This is a genomic window from Actinomadura sp. NBRC 104412 (assembly GCF_030269515.1).
Lineage (GTDB): Bacteria > Actinomycetota > Actinomycetes > Streptosporangiales > Streptosporangiaceae > Spirillospora.
Map to the genome: position 1 here is coordinate 15483 of NZ_BSTM01000042.1, position 18196 is coordinate 33678.

General features: G+C 70.3%; 15 protein-coding genes and 1 riboswitch. Of the genes, 5 read left to right on the forward strand and 10 right to left on the reverse strand.

All coding sequences use genetic code 11. The annotated features are described in order from the left end of the window. Positions 1 to 62: 62 nt before the first annotated feature. Both QSK21_RS32765 and QSK21_RS32770 read right to left on the reverse strand, forming a co-directional pair. Entirely contained in the window at positions 63 to 299 is a 237-nt protein-coding gene (locus QSK21_RS32765; protein ID WP_285701466.1) for a hypothetical protein, read from the reverse strand. 156 nt (positions 300 to 455) lie between these two features. Beyond that, positions 456 to 1454: a LacI family DNA-binding transcriptional regulator gene (locus QSK21_RS32770; RefSeq protein ID WP_285701501.1), complete on the reverse strand. Its 999-nt coding sequence runs from the start codon at positions 1452 to 1454 to the stop codon at positions 456 to 458. Positions 1455 to 1783: 329 nt separating this feature from the next. Between QSK21_RS32770 and QSK21_RS32775 the strand changes: the two genes are divergently transcribed. Next, positions 1784 to 2467 carry a TetR/AcrR family transcriptional regulator gene (locus tag QSK21_RS32775; protein WP_285701467.1) on the forward strand — a complete coding sequence of 228 codons (684 nt, stop codon included), beginning with the start codon at positions 1784 to 1786 and terminating at the stop codon, positions 2465 to 2467. 1067 nt (positions 2468 to 3534) lie between these two features. Here the strand turns inward: QSK21_RS32775 and bldC are convergent. Both bldC and QSK21_RS32785 read right to left on the reverse strand, forming a co-directional pair. Continuing rightward, positions 3535 to 3738, reverse strand: a complete 204-nt coding sequence (bldC, locus tag QSK21_RS32780; protein WP_012850682.1) for a developmental transcriptional regulator BldC — start codon at positions 3736 to 3738, stop codon at positions 3535 to 3537. 457 nt (positions 3739 to 4195) lie between these two features. Next, positions 4196 to 5110 carry a DUF8083 family protein gene (locus QSK21_RS32785; RefSeq protein WP_502871621.1) on the reverse strand — a complete coding sequence of 305 codons (915 nt, stop codon included), beginning with the start codon at positions 5108 to 5110 and terminating at the stop codon, positions 4196 to 4198. A 107-nt stretch (positions 5111 to 5217) separates the two neighbouring features. Between QSK21_RS32785 and QSK21_RS32790 the strand changes: the two genes are divergently transcribed. Both QSK21_RS32790 and QSK21_RS32795 read left to right on the forward strand, forming a co-directional pair. Further along, a complete protein-coding gene (locus QSK21_RS32790; protein WP_285701470.1) occupies positions 5218 to 6333 on the forward strand; it encodes a Leu/Phe/Val dehydrogenase in 1116 nt (371 codons plus the stop codon). A gap of 247 nt (positions 6334 to 6580) precedes the next feature. Next, positions 6581 to 6781 carry a DUF3073 domain-containing protein gene (locus QSK21_RS32795; RefSeq protein ID WP_285701472.1) on the forward strand — a complete coding sequence of 67 codons (201 nt, stop codon included), beginning with the start codon at positions 6581 to 6583 and terminating at the stop codon, positions 6779 to 6781. Positions 6782 to 7179: 398 nt separating this feature from the next. Here the strand turns inward: QSK21_RS32795 and QSK21_RS32800 are convergent, their stop codons facing one another. The 5 genes from QSK21_RS32800 to QSK21_RS32820 all read right to left on the reverse strand — a co-directional run bounded on the left by QSK21_RS32800 (position 7180) and on the right by QSK21_RS32820 (position 11636). Further along, positions 7180 to 7842 (reverse strand): SanA/YdcF family protein, encoded by a 663-nt coding sequence (locus tag QSK21_RS32800; RefSeq protein WP_285701475.1) that lies wholly within the window; start codon positions 7840 to 7842, stop codon positions 7180 to 7182. A gap of 38 nt (positions 7843 to 7880) precedes the next feature. Beyond that, positions 7881 to 8912 carry a phosphoribosylformylglycinamidine cyclo-ligase gene (purM, locus tag QSK21_RS32805; protein WP_285701503.1) on the reverse strand — a complete coding sequence of 344 codons (1032 nt, stop codon included), beginning with the start codon at positions 8910 to 8912 and terminating at the stop codon, positions 7881 to 7883. 17 nt (positions 8913 to 8929) lie between these two features. Continuing rightward, entirely contained in the window at positions 8930 to 10396 is a 1467-nt protein-coding gene (gene purF, locus QSK21_RS32810; RefSeq protein WP_285701477.1) for an amidophosphoribosyltransferase, read from the reverse strand. 58 nt (positions 10397 to 10454) lie between these two features. Next, positions 10455 to 11099 carry a LamG domain-containing protein gene (locus QSK21_RS32815; RefSeq protein WP_285701478.1) on the reverse strand — a complete coding sequence of 215 codons (645 nt, stop codon included), beginning with the start codon at positions 11097 to 11099 and terminating at the stop codon, positions 10455 to 10457. Positions 11100 to 11192: 93 nt separating this feature from the next. Continuing rightward, positions 11193 to 11636, reverse strand: a complete 444-nt coding sequence (locus QSK21_RS32820; RefSeq protein ID WP_285701480.1) for a sterol carrier family protein — start codon at positions 11634 to 11636, stop codon at positions 11193 to 11195. Positions 11637 to 11976: 340 nt separating this feature from the next. Here QSK21_RS32820 and QSK21_RS32825 point away from each other — a divergent pair, with 340 nt between their 5' ends. Beyond that, a complete protein-coding gene (locus tag QSK21_RS32825; RefSeq protein ID WP_285701481.1) occupies positions 11977 to 13908 on the forward strand; it encodes a serine/threonine protein kinase in 1932 nt (643 codons plus the stop codon). A 518-nt stretch (positions 13909 to 14426) separates the two neighbouring features. Further along, positions 14427 to 14616, forward strand: a riboswitch (cyclic di-AMP (ydaO/yuaA leader). Positions 14617 to 14619: 3 nt separating this feature from the next. Further along, a complete protein-coding gene (locus QSK21_RS32830) occupies positions 14620 to 15570 on the forward strand; it encodes a coiled-coil domain-containing protein (RefSeq protein WP_285701482.1) in 951 nt (316 codons plus the stop codon). A 298-nt stretch (positions 15571 to 15868) separates the two neighbouring features. Here the strand turns inward: QSK21_RS32830 and purL are convergent, their stop codons facing one another. Continuing rightward, positions 15869 to 18169 (reverse strand): phosphoribosylformylglycinamidine synthase subunit PurL, encoded by a 2301-nt coding sequence (purL, locus tag QSK21_RS32835; protein ID WP_285701506.1) that lies wholly within the window; start codon positions 18167 to 18169, stop codon positions 15869 to 15871. Between the last annotated feature and the right edge of the window lie 27 nt (positions 18170 to 18196).

Here is an 18196-nt window from a genome sequence, read left to right on the forward strand (position 1 = left end):
CGAGTTCGTTATGGACCCTGACAGTCTGCATACCGGCACGGATTCGTCAAAACGCGCACCGGTCAGCTCGCCGGTTCCGCCTTGCCGAGCAGCGCGGCCAGGGCACGCGCCTCCTCCGTGTCCAGGCCGAGGACCACACGGGGGCGTCCCCAGGGATGGTCGATCGAGTGCGCCACGTAACTCGCCACCGACTCCGACAACTCCTCGGCGAGGCCCCGCGCGTGCCGCCACTCCGACCAGGCACGCTCCAGCTCGCTCGCCGCACGCTGCGCGGACGACACCAACTCCGGATCACGCACGACCCCGCCCCCCGGTGACATCGATCTCTTGCGGCGCGCCACGGGCCGCCGAACGGTCGTCCCCATTAACGCCCCGTCCGGCGCCCCGCGGCACGCCGCTTGCGGGAGGCTTGACCGTCCCCTTGCCAGGAGAGAACGGACGAGCCTCCCGCGGCGCTACCGCGGCGCGGGCCCGGTCGTGGACCGCACCACCAGATGGGGGACGACCAGGTTCTGGCGCGCCACCCGTCCCGGATCCTCGATCCGCGCGGTGAGCAGCTCGGCGGCGACCCGCCCCATGTCACGGCGCGGCTGGTCCACGCTGGTCAGCGAGATATGCCGGATCGCCGCCAGATGCGTGTTGTCGTACCCGACGATCGAGACCTGCTCGGGCACGGGCAGCCCCAGCTCGTCCGCCGCCGACAGCGCCCCGGTGGCGACCAGGTCGTTGGGCGCGAAGATCGCGGTGGGCCTGCGGTCACGCGACAGCAGCACCTGCGCGGCCCGGTACCCGCCCTCCTCGGTGAAGTCGCCGTGCTCGACGACGATCTCGTCCTCCAGCCCGTGCCGCCGCATCGCCTTCTCGTACCCGGCCCGGCGGTAGCGCGCCGTGGTCGAGCGTGCCCCCTCGATATGGGCGATGCGCCGGTGTCCCAGCTCCACCAGATGCTCGACGGCCAGGCTGGCGCCCAGCTCGTCGTCGTCCACCACGATGTCGACCCCCACCACATCGCGTTCGCCGACCACCACCACCGGAACGCTGGCCGCCGCCTCCTTCAGCGAATCGGGCACGACGCTGAGCAGCACCAGGCCGTCCACCCGCATCTCCAGGAACGCCTCGACCGCCTCAGCCTCGAACATCGGATCCCAGCGCCCACTGCCGACCAGCATGCGCAGGCCCTCGCCGTGCAGGGTCTCCTGGAGCCCGTCCAGGAACTCGGCGAAGAACGGGTTGTGCAGGTCGGCCACGATCGCCCCGATGAGCCTCGTCCGGCCCTCCACCAGGCTGCGTGCGACCGCGTTCGGCCGGTACCCCAGCTCACGGGCCGCCTGGAGCACGGCCTGCCGCCGTCGCTCGCTCACATGCGGCGACCCGCGCATCACCAGGGAGACCAGGGACTTCGACACTCCCGCACGTTCGGCGACATTGCGGATCGTCGGCTTGGGACCGGGCACCGTGCGCCCTGCGCCGCCACGCGGCAGGGGCACAGCGCCCTTTCGTTCACGCGGGGGACTACTACCTTCACCAAGTGACATGGCACTCCGTCCAGGGGGCCTGCAGGACCTGCCGCCTCGGCGAACCGGGGGGCCGGCGCGCCTCCCCCACTCGGGGGGAGATGCCATGATGCCTTGCCTTCGCTCCGAATCGTCGCAACCGTGAGTAACGGGCGTACGTCAATGGCAGTTCGGGCCTGTGGTGTTCTGGAGCACAATGCCGAGGTGCTCCGTTCACAAGGGGAAAAGGGGTGCGCGTTCCCCTGGTCGCACTCGGATACGCTGCGCAGGTGGGCGAACGTACAATGACCGGAGGCAAACCGAGGAACGGGCAGCGGACCCGCCGCAGGCTCAGCGTGGACGAGCGCCGGGACGAGCTGATCGAGGCGGCGCTGCAACTCTTCAGCACCCGCCCGCCCGAGGACGTCTCCATCGACGACGTCGCCGCCGCCGCGGGCGCCTCACGCGCCCTCGTCTACCACTACTTCGGCGGCAAGTACGAGCTCTACCTGGCCGCCCTCACCAACGCGGCCAACCAGCTCACCGACCTCCTCAAGCCCCCCACCGAAGGCAAGCCGCTGGAACGCCTCCGGATCTCCTTGGAACGCTACTTCGGCTTCGTCGAAAGCCACGCCGCCGGCTACGCCGCCCTCCTCCGCGGCGGCCCCGCCGACCGCTCCGGCGAAGTCGGCGAGATCGTCGACGGCGTCCGCTCCATGCTGCTGGAACGCATCCTCTGCGCCTTCGACGCGGAGTCGCCCCCACCCATCCTGCGCATCACCCTGCGCTCCTGGATGGCCTCCGTCGAAACCGCCGGCCTCGACTGGCTGGAAACCCGCGACATCACCCGCCCCACCCTGGAAAACCTCCTGATAGACCAGCTAATCGTCCTCCTGGAAGTAGCCGGCCGCCACGACCCCGCCGTAGCCACCCTGTTCAACAAACTAGTAGAACAAGAACTAAACCCCAGCTAGAGCCACGCTCGTCGCTCCGACTCCCCTCCGCAGCACCCCGCCAACAAACACATCGCAACTACCTCACCCCCAAACGGTCGACCAAACGTCACAATCGCGACCGGAAGGCAGGGGCGAGCGCCAGCGAGACCCTGATCGCGGAACAAGCGTCGACGCGAGTGGGAGCGATGCGGCAAACGCACGCGCGCCGCAGCAAGGAGCATCGGCGACGAGCACGGCTGCCACAAGACCTTTCGTGACCGCCTCAGCCCGTTGGCCCAACCCCGGACAGCGGCCAGGCGTTGCGATCGCATCCAAAGCCAGACTCGAGCGGAGCGAGAAGCTGATCGCAGAGCATACGTCGAAGCGAGTCGAAGCGATGCGGCAAACGCACGCGCGCCGCAGCAAGGAGTGTCGGCGACGAGCGCAGCTCGCGGCTGTCACAAGACCCTTCGCAACCGCCTCAACCCCTTACCTCAACCCCGAACGGTCGGCCAAGCGTTGCGATCGCATCCAAAGGCAGATTCAGGCAGAGCGAGAAGCTGATCGCGGAGCAAGCCTCTAGGCGATGTGGGAGCGATGCGGCGAGCGCACGCGCGCCGCAGTGAGGAGCATCGGCGACGAGCGCGGCTGTCACAAGACCTTCCGCAACCGCCTCAGCCCCTTACCCCAGCCCCGGACGGCGGCCAGGCGTTGCGATCGCGTCCGAAGGCAGTTCCGAGCCTGCGAGGAACTGATCGCGGAGCGAGCCTCTAGGCGAGTCGGAGCGATGCAGCGATCGCCGCAGCCGCGACAAGCGACGAGCCGCCAGGCGAGGAGCGCAGCTCGCGGATGCAATAAACACAGATCCGGGACCGCGATTCTCGGATGATCGTGGTCCCGGATCCATCGTCCAGGAGATCTCTGAACATGGTTCAGGGCTCTCCTGGCCGCCCCCCTCATGGTGTACCGGGTGTGTTCGGCGAGCGCCGAGGACGCTCGCCGGCCGGAGTGCTAAGACCGTGTTCCTTGCCGTGACCCGCTCGTGGCCGGGCGAGGCGCTGGGCGTCTCGCCGCGGTGGTGGAGCGGGGGCGGATGGAACGCGGCCCTACTCCGACCGCTGCTGCGGGATTCCCGCCAGCAGCGCTCGGACCTCGGCCTCCCTGTAGCGCCGGTGTCCCCCGAGCGTGCGGATGGACGTCAGCTTTCCGGCCTTCGCCCAGCGCGTGACCGTCTTGGGGTCGACGCGGAACATCGTCGCCACCTCTGCCGGCGTCAGCAGGGGCTCGGCCTCTGGCGTACGTGCTGACATGTGTGCGGCCTCTCCTCCGTGGACCGATGACAGCGATCCTGCGATTTTGATCTCGCGCGGTCACTGATGTCCCCTATGGCCCGAAAGAGCCACTATGACATCACAACGTGTAACCTTGCCACCACTCAACGCGACAAGCAAGCTCCTGGCGAGAGTTGCGTGGGAAGATCCCCGCGAGGCCGGGAGCGGCGCGTCTTCGTGGCCGCTGGGTCACGCTGAGTGATTCTAGCGACACGTATAGTCGTATCGCGCGTGGATTCGGAAAATTGGTTCAGTTCGTCCGCGCGCAAGGCGCGGTCTCCGCACGAGTGTGCAGGTCAGGCGGATGGGGCGAGCGCAGTGATCCCCGTGGGTAAAGGACTTTTTGGCTGGTCATGGAGGTGCTGACGTATTTCTGTGGTGCGGCGGTGACAGAAGTTTCACCCGTTGTTGGCCGGTTCAGGCCAGCGATGATCGGTCAGTTGGCCGACGCCAGCGCCTTGATGGGACGCCAGCGGGAATGCAGGCGACGGATCATCGCCAGTGACAGTTCGTGTTCGCGGCGCGCCATCGCCGCCAAGGCGACGCCGACCTCGGCGACGGACTGGTCGGCGTTGAGGGCCTGATCGTCCATGAGATGGACGAGCCCTCCGTAGTCGAGCTCGACCAGCGCGCGGGGGTGGAAGGACGCGAGCCATTCGCGCAGCGTCCTTACCTGTGCCGCGTCCAAGCCGAACGCCCTGTCCTGGTGGGCGTCGATGATGGGCATGGCGGCGTCGATGCGGGCGCGTGCGTCCACCATGGCGGTGACGTAGATGAGCGTGCGCATACCGGCGGCCAAGGCACGGTTGCGACCGGTCGGTTCACCCAATGTGGGAGCGCCCTTGGGCGCCTCGGGCACACGCATCCTGGACTCGCCCAGCAGCAGGCAGCGTTCCTGCGCCGCGAACGGTACGAACCACGCGGGCGGCACATGCCAGTTGCTGGACAGGATGTGGGGACGCAAGGAACGACCTGTCAACTTCCAGCGCTCGAAGCGTTCCTCCACTTTGCGCAGCTCGGACGGAGCCACATAGGAGGCGCTCACCCGGGACGGGGTCTCCTCCTTGAAGCGGGCGAGCGCGAGCCAGGAACGAAGCCGGGTCTCCCATGGGCATATGTAGATCATGTTGTGGGAACGCCGCACATAGGCGTCACCGCTCTCATGCTCAGGCACGACCACCGGAGGAGAGGCGACGAGGCGGTACTTGGCCTGAAGGTGTTCCGCGCCCAGCGCGTGGATGCGCCGAGGCCGCCTGCGTGAGTCGGCATAGGCCGTCCACAAGGTGCGGGAGGGTTCGGGGAAGGTGGTCACCGGCTCATATACCCGTAGGTACGCGGCGTACGGAAACACTCCCGCATCGTGGCACGCGCGGGCCGCGCGGTACGGCCGTACGCGCCGCTGAGACCGCCGTGTTACCTCCTCTACGCTGACCTAGAGACAGAGAGGAGGGCACTACCGTGCCTAATGTCTTCGGGTCGCCCCACAAGGGCACAGGACCCAGGGACCCCCAGAGGGAGACGTCCCGCTTCGGAAACCACGAGCAGGTCGTGTTCTGCCAGGACGAGGCCACCGGCCTCCGGGCGATCATCGCGATCTACTCCACGGCGCTTGGCCCGTCCCTGGGCGGCACCCGCTTCTACCCGTACGCGTCGGAGGACGAGGCCCTGGCGGACGTGCTCAACCTGGCCCGCGGCATGGCGTACAAGAACGCCTTGGCCGGGCTGGACCACGGCGGCGGCAAGGCCGTCATCATCGGGGACCCCGCGACGGACAAGTCCGAGGGCCTGCTGCGGGCGTATGGACGGTTCGTCCAGTCCCTGAGCGGGCGCTACTACACCGCCTGCGACGTCGGTACCTACAGCGAGGACATGGACATCGTGGCGCGCGAGTGCCGCTTCGTGACGGGCCGTACGCGTGCGAACGGCGGCGCCGGTGACAGCTCCATCCTCACCGCCTTCGGAGTCTTCCAGGGCATGCGGGCCGCGGCCGAGGCCACCTGGGGCGCCCCCACGTTGCACGGCCGCCGCGTAGGGGTCGAGGGCGTCGGCAAGGTGGGACACCGGCTCGTCGATCATCTGAGGGAGGACGGTGCCGAGGTCGTCATCTGCGACGTGAACGAGGCGGCGCTCGAACGGGTCAAGACCGCGCACCCCGCCGTCGACGTGGTCGCCGGCAACGACGAGCTCGTGCGGGCCGGCCTGGACGTGTACGCCCCGTGCGCCCTCGGCGGCTCCCTGAACGACGACACCGTTCCCGCGCTGACCGCCAAGATCGTGTGCGGTGCCGCCAACAACCAGCTCGCCCACCCCGGCATCGAGAAGCAGCTCGCCGACCGGGGCGTGCTGTACGCCCCCGACTACGTGGTGAACTCGGGCGGGGTGATCCAGGTGGCCGACGAGATCGGCGGCTTCGACTTCGACCGGGCCAAGGCGCGGGCGACCGGGATCTTCGACACCACCCGGCGGATCTTCCACCTGGCCGCCGAGGAGGGCGTCCCGCCCGCGGTGGCCGCCGACCGGCTCGCCGAGCGGCGGATGTCCGAGATCGGACGGCTCCGCGGCATCTGGCTCTGAGGCACGGGCTCCGGGCGGATCGTCCCCCTGACATGATCCGCCCGGAGTATAGAGGGCCATGGCCGGGGGATAGACTGGGCTTCATTGAACGAGCGTGCCGCCACGTACCGACGATGTACCGAGCCGGGCGCAAAACGGGTACGGTTGTACCCGTGACTGACGCATGGCTCATCAGGCATCGGTTCGTGTGGTACACGCGCGCGTTGATGGGCCCACGAAAGCCCTGACCATCGAGGGGGTCGAGCCAATGGGTCGCGGCCGAGCCAAGGCCAAGCAGGTAAAGGTTGCCCGGCAGCTGAAGTACAACGGTGGCAACACCGACCTCGACCGCCTGAAGAGCGAGCTGGGAGTCTCCGACCCCGCCCCCACCAACGACTACGACGACCCCTACGACGAGCTCGCCCAAAAGTACGCCGACTACGACGAGTCCTCTGATTCCAAGCGCTAGCCTGTAGCGCCTGCGGCGATCGCCGCATCGCTTCGAATCGCCTAGGGCCTGTTTTAAAGTTGGTCGACGTCCTTTGATGGCGGTGGTGCGGATGCCCGGTGGCGTTCGAGCCGGTTGATGCCGCACTCGATAGCGTGGGAGGCTTCTCGATGAACGCTCTACCGGGGACCTCGCTGCCTTCGGCGCATGACACGCCACCGCTCATCTCACTTCGAAGCAGGCCCTAGCGGTTCGCTAACGCGATCAGGTTTCTCGCAGGCTCGAAACCTGCCGTCGGACGCCATCGCAACGCTTGAGCGACCGTTCGGGGCTGGGGTGGTCGGTTTCCTGGCTTCGGCTTGTGTTCGCGTTCTTCGCGGTGGCGCCTGCGGCGCCGTGTGCTGGCCGGTGGGCGGGGCTCAGCCGGACGTCAGGGCTTTGTGGACCGTGGGTTCGGGGTGGCCCAGCAGGTCCGGGTCGGGGCGGGTGGTGAGGCTCGCCAGAGCCTTGATCATGGCCAGTGGTTCGCGGGTGTAGCCGACCTTGGTGGCGCCCATTCCCCAGGGGCTGCGGTCGCCGACGCCCCAGGTGTCGAGTCCGGCGGCGCGGCAGAGGGCGACGGCGCGGGGCAGGTGGAAGTCCTGGGTGACGACGGTCAGCCGGTCCACGCCGAAGATGCGCTTGGCGCGGGTGCAGGAGTCCCAGGTGTCACGTCCCGCGAAGTCCCGGACGACCTTGCGGTCGGGGACGCCCTGGCGGAGCAGGTAGTCGCGCATCACGGTCGGCTCGTCATAGCCCTTGGTGCGGTTGTCGCCCGACACCAGCAGGACCTTGACCTTGCCGCGACGGTACAGGTCGGCCGCCAGATCGAGGCGGCGTGCCAGGAGCAGTGAGGGCTGCGAGCCGTTGATCCCCGCGCCCAGCACCAGCGCGACCGGCGTCGCCGGGACGTTCTCCACGGACGTGCGGAAGCGGGCCGTCTCCGCGTACGCCCATCCGGTCGGGGCGAGGATCGCGTAGACCATCAGGCCCGCCAGGACGAGCGATGGGCCCAGCAGACGGCCGATTGCCCTGTTGACCACGGCCGATATGACGCGGGGCGGCGCCACGGGGTTCGCGGTCAGCGGAGTACGGCCTGGCCCGTCCCGGGCGTGATCTCACCCAGGATCCAGGCGGGGACTCCGCGGTCGTCGAGGAGCTTCACGGCGGTGTCGGCGGCGTCCGGGGCAACGATGGCGGCCATGCCCACGCCCATGTTGAACGTCTTGTCCATCTCCGGGCGGGGGACGCGGCCGTGCGCGGCGAGCAGCTCGAAGATCGGCGGGACCGTCCAGGACGAGCGGTCCAGGACGGCGTCGGCCGTGCCGGGGAGGGAGCGGGCCAGGTTGGCGGCCAGGCCGCCGCCGGTGATGTGGGCGTAGGCCCGTACCTCTACGGCTTGGGTGAGCGCCAGGCAGTGCTGCGCGTAGATCCGGGTGGGGGTGAGGAGTTCCTCGCCCAGTGTGCGGGTGAGCTCGTCAGGCTGGGATTCCAAGGTGAGGCCGGGGTTGGCCGCCAGGATGTGCCGGACGAGGGAGTAGCCGTTGGAGTGGATACCGGACGACCCCATGGCGATCACGGCGTCGCCCGGGCGGACGCGGTCGGGCCCCAGGAGCCGGTCCGCCTCGACGACGCCCGTACCGGCGCCGGCCAGGTCGAACTCGTCGGGTTCCAGGAGACCGGGATGTTCGGCGGTCTCGCCACCGGCCAGGGAGCAGCCCGCGAGGGCGCAGGCGTCGGCGATGCCGCCGACCAGGTCGGCGATCCGCTCGGGCACGACCTTGCCGCAGGCGATGTAGTCGGTCATGAACAGCGGTTCGGCACCACAGACGACAAGGTCGTCGATCACCATGCCGACCAGGTCGTGCCCGACCGTGTCGTAGATCCCCAGGCGGCGGGCGAGGTCGACCTTGGTGCCGACGCCGTCGGTGGACGTGGCCAGCAGGGGACGGCGGTACCGCAGCAGCGCCGAGGCGTCGAACAGCCCGGCGAAGCCGCTGGCGTCGTCGACGGTCTCGGGACGTCTGGCGCGGGCGACCCGGGACCTCATCAGCTCGACGGCGCGCTCGCCCGCCGCGATGTCGACCCCGGCCGCCTCGTACGAGGTGCCCATCCCCGTCTCCCCCGTGCTCACGTGGTGGAAGGTTCCAGCAGGTACTTGCCGTGCGCCTCGTCCCCGACGGGGATCGGGTAGTGCCCGTCGAAGCAGGCGCGGCACAGGTTGTCCTTCGGGATCCGGGAGGCGGCGATCAGCTCGTCCAGCGAGATGTAGCCGAGCGAGTCGGCGCCCAGCGAGTCGCGGATCTCCTCGACGGAGAGGTTGCCCGCGATCAGCTCGGAACGGCTGGCGAAGTCGATGCCGTAGAAGCAGGGCCAGGCCACCGGCGGGCTGGAGATCCGGACATGGACCTCGGCGGCGCCCGCGTCCCGCAGCATCGCCACGATGGCGCGCTGGGTGTTGCCGCGGACGATCGAGTCGTCCACCACGATCAGCCGCTTGCCCTCGATCGCCTCGCGCAGCGGGTTCAGCTTGAGCCGGATGCCGAGCTTGCGGATCGTCTGGGACGGCTGGATGAACGTGCGGCCGACATAGGAGTTCTTCACCAGGCCCTGGCCGTAGGGGATGCCGGACGCCTCCGCGTACCCGATGGCGGCGGGGGTGCCGGACTCGGGCGTCGGGATGACCAGGTCGGCCTCGACCGGGTGCTCGCGGGCCAGCCGCCGTCCCACCTCGACCCGGGTGGCCTGGACGCTGCGGCCCGCGATGGTGGTGTCGGGACGGGCCAGATAGACGTACTCGAACAGGCACCCCTTGGGCCGTGCCTCGGCGAACCGTTCGGACCGGAGCCCGCGGGCGTCGATCGCGACCAGCTCGCCGGGCTCGATCTCCCGGACGAAGCGGGCGCCGACGATGTCGAGGGCCGCGGTCTCGGAGGCCACCACCCAGCCGTCGCCGCCGTCCGCTCCGAGGCGTCCCAGCACAAGGGGACGGACGCCCTCGGGGTCGCGGGCGGCGTACAACGTGCCCTCGTCCATGAAGACCAGGGAGAAGGCGCCGCGGACGAACGGGAGGACCTCCCGCGCGGCGGCCAGCGGGTCGCCGCCGGTGTGGGTGCTCAGCAGCGCGGTCAGCACCTCGGTATCGGAGGTGGCGGTCAGCACGCCGGGGTCGAGCCTGGAGGCCAGCTCCAGGGTGTTGATCAGGTTGCCGTTGTGGGTGAGGGCCAGCCCGCCGCCCTCGGTGGGACGGAAGGTGGGCTGGGCGTTCTCCCAGGTCGGTGAGCCGGTCGTGGAGTAGCGGCAGTGGCCGACGGCCAGGTGGCCGCGCAGCGTGTTCAGCACCGACTCGTCGAAGACCTGGGCGACCAGGCCCATGTCCTTGAAGACGACGATGCGGGTGCCGTCGCTGACGGCGATGCCCGCGGATTCCTGCCCGCGGTGCTGTAGCGCGTACAGCCCGTAGTATGTGAGCTTGCTCACTTCGGCATGATCCGCCTCCGAGGGCGGGACCCATACGCCGAAGACCCCGCAGGCGTCCTGTGGGGAGCGGTCGGAAGGGTCGATGTCATGGCTCAGACGTCCATCACCGAGAGGCACGTCCGCCAGTCTAGATCCCTCTCTCACCTGCTCCGATCCCCAGATCGCCCGAATTGCCCTACTCGATGGGGAGATCGGGGGAGGCCAGGTCGCGGACCTCTCCGGGGCTCAGGGCCGAGGCGTACACCTGGACATCGTCCATCAGGCCCACGAAGCCGGGCTTCCCCGGCTCGCTTCCCAGATGGATCGGCCCGTAGGAAGGGACCACCTCGTGTTCCAAGGGGATTCCCGTGTCGAGCCGCCCGTCGATGTAAAGATGCATGCCGCCCCGATCGACGGCAAAGGTCACATGGGTCCACGCACCGACCGGCAGGGACGCACGGCTGTCGATGTACTCGGGCCCCTCGACCGTGAAGAGCTGCACCCGGAGCTGGGTCGTGTCCGGGTAGAGCCAGATCCCGATGCTCCGCGCGTCGTTCTCCCCCACGGGCTTGTAGAACAGGCCACGCCACTCGCCGTCCGGTTCCTGGGCCACACGGGCGTGGAAGGCGACCGCGTACCCGAACATCTGGTTCAGGACGAGCTGCGGGGAGGCGGGCACCACCGCCCCGCCCGTCCCGTCGAACGACAGCGCCTCGCCGTCCCTGCCCGGCACGACGGCCACCGACTCGTCCAGCGCCATGGCCGGTCCGGCACCCCTGGCCTCGGCGGCGCTGCGGCCGTCAATGGTGCCGACGTCGAAGGTCCAGTGCGCGATCAGCATGGCACCACCCACGCTGGCAGCGCCCGCCCCCCCGTGACAACCCCCTCGCGGGGCGGGACGCCGCCGTGCGCGGCGAGGCCGTCCGGCGAACGCTCAGTCAGCGGGCGGAAGCGGCAGGTGACCGGACAGGTCGGCGCGCGGGCCGCTGGCGCGGACCCGCCCCTTTTTCACGGCGTCGTCCCAGGCCAGCCGCCCGGTCGCCAGCGCGATCCACGTCGGTGGGTCCATCTCCACCACGTTCGGCGGGGTTCCACGGGTATGGTGCGGCCCGGCAATGCATTGGACGGCGGCGTACGGAGGGACCCGGACCTCCACCGACCGCCCCGGTGCGAGCGCGGCGAGCCGGTCGAGCAGGTACCGCACGGCTCCCTTGAGAACGGGCCGGTTCGGTTCGGCGCCCGCGTCGTAGGCGGCCAGCACGGCCTCCAGGGCGGACCGGCGGAGCTCCGCGGGCTCATCGGTACCGCCGTGCGGCGGCAGGCCCAGCGCGTGCCGCTGCTCGTCCAGCACGGCTCGGGTGAGTGGTGTTCGCGACATCGCCACCGACGCTACCGTTCCTCCCATCCTGTCCGTCCCCGGCGCGGCGGGGCCGTGCACCCGGTAGAAAGGGACCGGCCACGGCGGACGGCGGCAGGGGCCGAACGGCACAGGTGCCCGGAAGGCATGGAAGGCACGGAACCGCACACGAGCGCAGAGACCAGACGAGGCCCCGTTCCGGCCCGGCACGGGGCACCATGCGACCACGGCGCGCGGCCCCGGGCCGGCGTACGGACCGGCGCGCCGACCCGGACGGGGCACGGAAAGGCGCGGGGGACGGAAGGTTTGGGGGCCGGCTGGGGGGCCGGTCCCCGGCGGGGAGAACACGGAGGTTGTGTAGATGGCCGATGCGCTGCCCCTGCAGCCCGGTGACCCGCGAAGACTCGGCGGTTACGAGGTCACCGGACGGCTCGGCGTCGGCGAGCACGGCGCCGTCTTCCTCGGCCGGACCCCGTCCGGCGGGCAGGTCGCGATCAAGCTGCTGCACCTGCGGCTGACCGGGGAGCCGGCGGCGCGCGCCCGGTTCGCCGGGGCCTTCGCCGCCGCCCGCAAGGTGCGGGGCTTCTGCACCGCCGCGATCCTCGACGCCGACGTGGAGGGCGACCGCCCGTACGTGGTCAGCGAGTACGTCGCCGGGCCGTCCCTGCTGCGGCTGGTCTCCGAGGAGGGCCCGCGCGGGAACGCGGTGATCGAGCGGCTGGCGGTCGGCACCGCGGTCGCGCTCGCCGCGATCCACCGGGCCGGGGCCGTCCACCACGACCTCAGGCCCGCCAACATCCTGCTCGGCCGGGACGGTCCCAGGCTGACCGACACCGGCGTCGCCGCCGCTCTGGAGGCCGTGGACGCCACCCCGACGGGGCGGGTCAGCGACGACCCCTCCTACAAGGCCCCCGAACAGCTCAGCGGCAGCGACAACGGCCCGGCCGCCGACGTGTTCGCCTGGGCCTCGTGCCTGCTGTACGCGACCTACGGGCGGGCCCCGTTCGGGGACGACTCCACCTCCGAGGTCATGCAGCGGGTGGTCTACGACGAGCCCGAGATGGACGAGCTGCCGGACTCGCTGCGCGAGATCGTCGCCGACGCCCTCGCCAAGGACCCCGCGCGGCGTCCCACCGCGGCGGCGCTGCTCGAACGGATGCTGGACGAGTCCGGGCCGCTGGCCGAGAAGATGCCCGGCACGCTCCTCGACGAGGGTCGCGCGCTCGCCGTCGGCGCCTCGCTCACCCCGCCTCCCGCCGAGCCCCGGATCATCTTGGAGTCGCCGCCCCTCTCACCGACCGCGTTCACCGGCCCTACGCCTGAATCCGTGCCGCTGAGGGCCGCCGTCCCGGACCCGCCCCGGGAACCGTCGGCGCCGGGTTCGTACGAGCCGTCCAATCTGTACGAGCCGCCGCGGGAGGCCACGGCCCGGTCGGGCTCCGAGGGGTGGTTCGAGCCCCGCTCGTCCTCCAAGGCCGGCTCCTGGTCGGCCCCGCCGGAGCCGACGGAGGCGGCGGAGGCGGCCGAGCTCACGCGGATCGACACGCCGCGCATCGAACCGTCCGGCCCGCCCCCGTCCCGCGACCGGGTGTACGACGACATGGCGACGCAGCATGTGCCCGCCGTGCCCGAGGCGGGGTTCGCCGGGCCGACCGACAGGACGGACCCGGTCCCGCACCTGATCCCCGGCATGGACCGTTTCAGGGACGAGGTTCCGGAAGAGCGCGGCTCCACGGCCGTCCTGCCCGCCGTGGCGTCCGAGCCGTCCCCCCGTGGGCTGCCGGGGGTCTTAGAGAACCTGCTGCGCCTGCGCCCCGGCAACAGCATGCTGGGCGTGGCGCTCTCCCTCACGATCGGCGTGCTGGTCGGCGTCGCGATCATCGCTCTGGTGCTGTGGCCGCAGATGCGGGGGAACGAGGAGCCGTCCCCGCAGCAGGCCGGGCCCGCCAACGCCATCAACGACCAGCCCGTGACGGCCATCCCCGAGGGCTTCGCCGGGACGTGGAAGGGCACGGCCGTCAACCCTTCGCGCGGCGCCTCGTTCCCAGTCGAGGTCACGTTCGAGCCGGGCCAGACGAAGGCGCGCGCGGTGTACCCGCAGAGTCGCTGCACCGGGACGCTGACCTTCACCGAAGGCACGAACCGGACGCTCAAGATGGCCCTGGACATCTCCAAGCCGTGCTCCAGCGGTGCCGTCGAGGTCACCCGCCAGGTCGACGGGACGCTCCAGTACGTGTGGAGGCTGCCCGGCAACCGGCGGCTCGGCTACCAGGGCAAGCTCAGCCGTAGCTGACCGCGCCGGGCCTATCGGGACCCGCCCGGACCCGAGGATTTAAGGGTCATTTAAGAGTTTCTTTCACCTCGGATCCATTAAGGTATCCGCGGCCGAGATCATCGGCTCGGCCGCGGGTGCCCGGTCCCCGCCGGAGAGAAGGAGTGCTCTTGCGGACTGCCCACCGAAGGCCGGCCCTCGCATGCGCGCCACCGGGCCGCGCCGGCGAACCGCCCTGCCGCGCCCCCGCGCCCTTTCTCGTGGGCGCGGAATTGGTCAAGCGCCGCCCGAGCAAAGGCACGGAACGGACGGCTTCCCCGTGGAACGCGCGGCGGCATCCCCTGCTGGTCCACGCTGTGAGCCGGGTCACCTGACATGGCTCCGCACCCACGAAATGGCCACGCCCACCGAGCAATGGGCCATTCCACGACGCCCGGCGGTTTGATCTCCGCTAAGGTTCGTAGGGCTCATTCCAGTTCGACCGCATTGCAGTCCGACGGCATTCGGCCCGCGCACCGTCCCGCCCCCCGGGGACGGAACGGCCGGATCGGCCGAGTCCCGTGGCACCCGCGCCACGGGAGCCGGGGACCCATCGCCGGTGAGTCCGGGGCCAGCCCCCGGGCCAGACCGGCCGGGGTGAACCCACCACCGGTCACCACCGGCGGTGGCAGGGCCGACTCCCGGCCCGAACCCGTCAGCTAACCCGGTAGGCGATCGAGGAGAGGAGAGGACGTGGAGGAGACCCCGAACTCCACCCGTCGCTGGCGCACCCGGCTACGGCGTCCCGCCCTGGCACTCGTGGCACTCGCCGCCGGTGCCGTGCCGCTCACCGCCGGCACCACGGTGAACGCGCAGGCCGCGGCCCCAGGCGACACGGCCAAGATGCGGAAGCTCAACATCCAGATCGAAAAGCTCGACAGGGCCTACGGCGGCGACCTCGCCAAGCTGAAGGACGCCCAGTACGACGCCAGGAAGGCCCTGGCCAAGGCCAGAGAGCTCAACACCGACCTGGAAGCCACCCGCAACCTGGTCGCCCAGCTAGCGGCCTCCCAGTACATGACCGGCGGCGCCGACCCGTCCGTGTCGGTCCTCGGCTCCGACGACCCGTCCAGCGCGCTCAGCGGCCTGAGCCTCGCCAGCCACGTGGCCTCCAACCAGTCCGCCCGGGTCCGGCAGATCCAGAAACTCGTCAACGACCAACAGCGCGCCAAGCGCGAGGCCGACCAGAAGATCAAGGACCTGGAGAAGGAGATCGCCGACCTGGTCAAGCAGCGGGCCAGGATCCGGGCACTGATCAAAAAGTACAAGCCCGAATCCCCGAGCGTCGGCATGGGCGGCGTCACCGCGCGCATGCTCAAGGTGAAGAACACGATCGACATCGAGTTCGGCCCGTTCCCCACCATCGGCTGCTTCCGCGGCGGCGTCGACGCCCAAGACCACGCCACCGGCACCGCCTGCGACTTCATGGTCAGCACCGGCGGCAGCATGCCGTCCGCCAACGGCCGCGCCCAGGGCGACCGCACCGCCCAATACGCCATCAGCAACGCCAGCAGGCTCGGCATCAAGTACGTCATCTGGCGTCAGCGCATCTACGACATGCGCAGCCCAGGCTGGCGCATGATGGCCAACCGCGGCGGCATCACCGCCAACCACTACGACCACGTGCATATATCTGTGTTCTAATTTTTGGGCAGGCGCGAGCTGCGCTCGTCGCTGGCGCTCCTCGCTTGTCGCGCCTGCGGCGATCGCTGCATCGCTCCGACTCGCCTAGGGGCTCGCTGCGCGATCAGGTTCCTCGCAGGCTCGGAACCTGCCTTCGGTCGCGATCGCAACGCTTGGGCGCCGTTCGGGGCTGGGGTTACGGGCTGAGGTCGTTGCGAAAGGTTCTTATGCGGCCACGAGCTGCGCTCGTCGTCTGGGCTTGTTTTGTGGGCAGAGGGGGTTGCTGGTGGCGGTTGAGCGGTGTTCGGCTTGGGGGTGGTTAGTTGGCGTAGCTCGGGAGTAGGCGTTCGTGGGTGTCCCTTAGTTCCACTAGGGGGATCGTGAACAGCTCTTGGGCTTCGCCGTCCGGGCCTACGGTGGAGACGTCCAGGGAGTCGCCGCCGATGATGCCCAGTTGGGAAATGGGGACGCCCGCGGTCTCGCACAGTTGTACCAGGCGGTTCTCGCCGCCGGGGCGGATGGCCACCACGGCTCGGGCGACGGACTCGCTGAACAGGTTGACGAAGGGGTCGCCGCGCAGGGTGATCTTGGCGCCCAGGCCGCCGCGCAGGCAGGACTCCACCAGGGCCTGGGAGAGGCCGCCGTCGGAGAGGTCGTGTGCGGCCGTGAGCAGACCCTCGCGGGCGGCGGCGACCAGGACCGAGGCCAGGGCGCGTTCGGCGGCCAGGTCGACCAGGGGCGGCAGGCCGCCCAGGTGGCCGTAGACCACGTGCGCCCATTCGGAGCCGCCGAACTCCTCGCGGGTCTCGCCCAGGAGTGCGAGGGTGGCGCCGTCGGAGGTGAACGACATGTTCACGTGGCGGCGGACGTCGTCGTGGACGCCCAGCACCCCGATGACCGGGGTCGGGTTGATCGGCGTGGTGCCGGTCTGGTTGTAGAAGCTGACGTTGCCGCCGGTGACCGGGACGCCCAGGTACTGGCAGGCGTCCGCCAGGCCCTCCACGGCACGGGCGAACTGCCACATGACTCCGGGGTCCTCCGGGGAGCCGAAGTTGAGGCAGTTGGTGACCGCCAGCGGGCGGGCGCCGGTGGCCGCCACGTTCCGGAACGCCTCGGAGAGGGCCAACTGGGCGCCGCTGTAGGGGTCGAGCCGGGTGTAGCGGCCGTTGCCGTCCAGGGACAGCGCCAGGCCCAGCCCGGACTCCTCGTCGATCCGGATCACCCCGGCGTCCTCGGGCATGGCCAGCACGGTGTTGCCCATCACGTACCGGTCGTACTGCGAGGTCACCCAGGTCTTGCTCGCCAGGTTCGGGGACCCGGCCAGCCACAGGACCGTGCGGCGGATCTCCTCGGCGCTGGACGGGCGGGTCAGCCGTCCCGGAGTGTCGGCCTGCAGCGAGCCCAGGTCGGCCGGGGGCTCCAGCGGGCGCCGGTACACCGGGCCCTCGTCGGCGGCGGTGCCGGGGGGGATGTCGACGATGGTCTCGCCGCGCCAGGTCATGACGAGGCGCCCGGTGTCGGTGACCGTGCCGATCGTGGTCGCCGGGATCTCCCACTTGGCGCAGATCTCCATGAAGCGCTCGACCTTGGACGGCTCGACCACGGCCATCATGCGCTCCTGCGACTCGCTCATGAGGATCTCCTCAGGGCGCAGCGTCGAGTCGCGCAGCGGGACGGCGTCCAGTTCGACGTGCATGCCGCCGGTCCCGGCGGCGGCCAGCTCGGTGGTCGCGCACGACACGCCCGCGGCACCGAGGTCCTGGATGCCGACCACCAGGTCCTCGCGGAACAGCTCCAGGCAGCACTCGATCAGCAGCTTCTCGGTGAACGGGTCGCCGACCTGCACCGCCGGCCGCTTGGCCTGCGACTCCTCATCGAAGGTCGCCGAGGCCAGCACGGACGCGCCGCCGATCCCGTCCGGGCCGGTGGTGGCACCGAACAGGATCACGTGGTTGCCCGGCCCAGGGGCGATCGCCCGCTTGATGTCCTCGTGCTTCATCACGCCCACGCACAGCGCGTTCACCAGCGGGTTCTGCGCGTAGGTGGGGTCGAACACGGTCTCGCCGCCGATGTTGGGCAGGCCGAGCGAGTTGCCGTACCCGCCGATTCCCGCGACCACCCCGGGCAGCACCCGTTGCGTGTCGGGCTCGTCGGCCGGGCCGAAGCGCAGCGAGTCCATCACCGCGACCGGACGGGCGCCCATCGACATGATGTCGCGCACGATCCCGCCGACCCCGGTCGCCGCGCCCTGGTACGGCTCCACGTAGGAGGGGTGGTTGTGCGACTCGACCTTGAAGGTGACCGCCCAGCCCTGGCCCACGTCCACCACGCCGGCGTTCTCGCCCATGCCGACCAGCAGCGCGTCGGTCTTGGGCGCCTTCTCACCGAACTGGCGCAGGTGGACCTTGGAGCTCTTGTACGAGCAGTGCTCGCTCCACATCACCGAGTAGATCGCCAGCTCCGCCGAGGTCGGGCGGCGGCCCAGGATCTCCCGTACCCGCTGGTACTCCTCGTCCTTCATGCCCAGCTCTGCGTACGGCTGCGGCCGGTCCGGGGTGGCCGCCGCGACCGCGACCGTGTCGGTCTCCTGGGGGACGGCGGCGTCCGGCCCGTCCTCCACGGACACCGGCACCGGCGGCACGGGCAC

Coding starts and splice junctions, on each gene's coding strand:
- QSK21_RS32815 (WP_285701478.1), bottom strand. CDS start 11,099: ATGCTGATCGCGCACTGGACCTTCGACGTCGGCACCATTGACGGCCGC.
- QSK21_RS32795 (WP_285701472.1), top strand. CDS start 6,581: ATGGGTCGCGGCCGAGCCAAGGCCAAGCAGGTAAAGGTTGCCCGGCAG.
- purM (WP_285701503.1), bottom strand. CDS start 8,912: ATGGGCACCTCGTACGAGGCGGCCGGGGTCGACATCGCGGCGGGCGAG.
- QSK21_RS32820 (WP_285701480.1), bottom strand. CDS start 11,636: ATGTCGCGAACACCACTCACCCGAGCCGTGCTGGACGAGCAGCGGCAC.
- QSK21_RS32825 (WP_285701481.1), top strand. CDS start 11,977: ATGGCCGATGCGCTGCCCCTGCAGCCCGGTGACCCGCGAAGACTCGGC.
- bldC (WP_012850682.1), bottom strand. CDS start 3,738: ATGTCAGCACGTACGCCAGAGGCCGAGCCCCTGCTGACGCCGGCAGAG.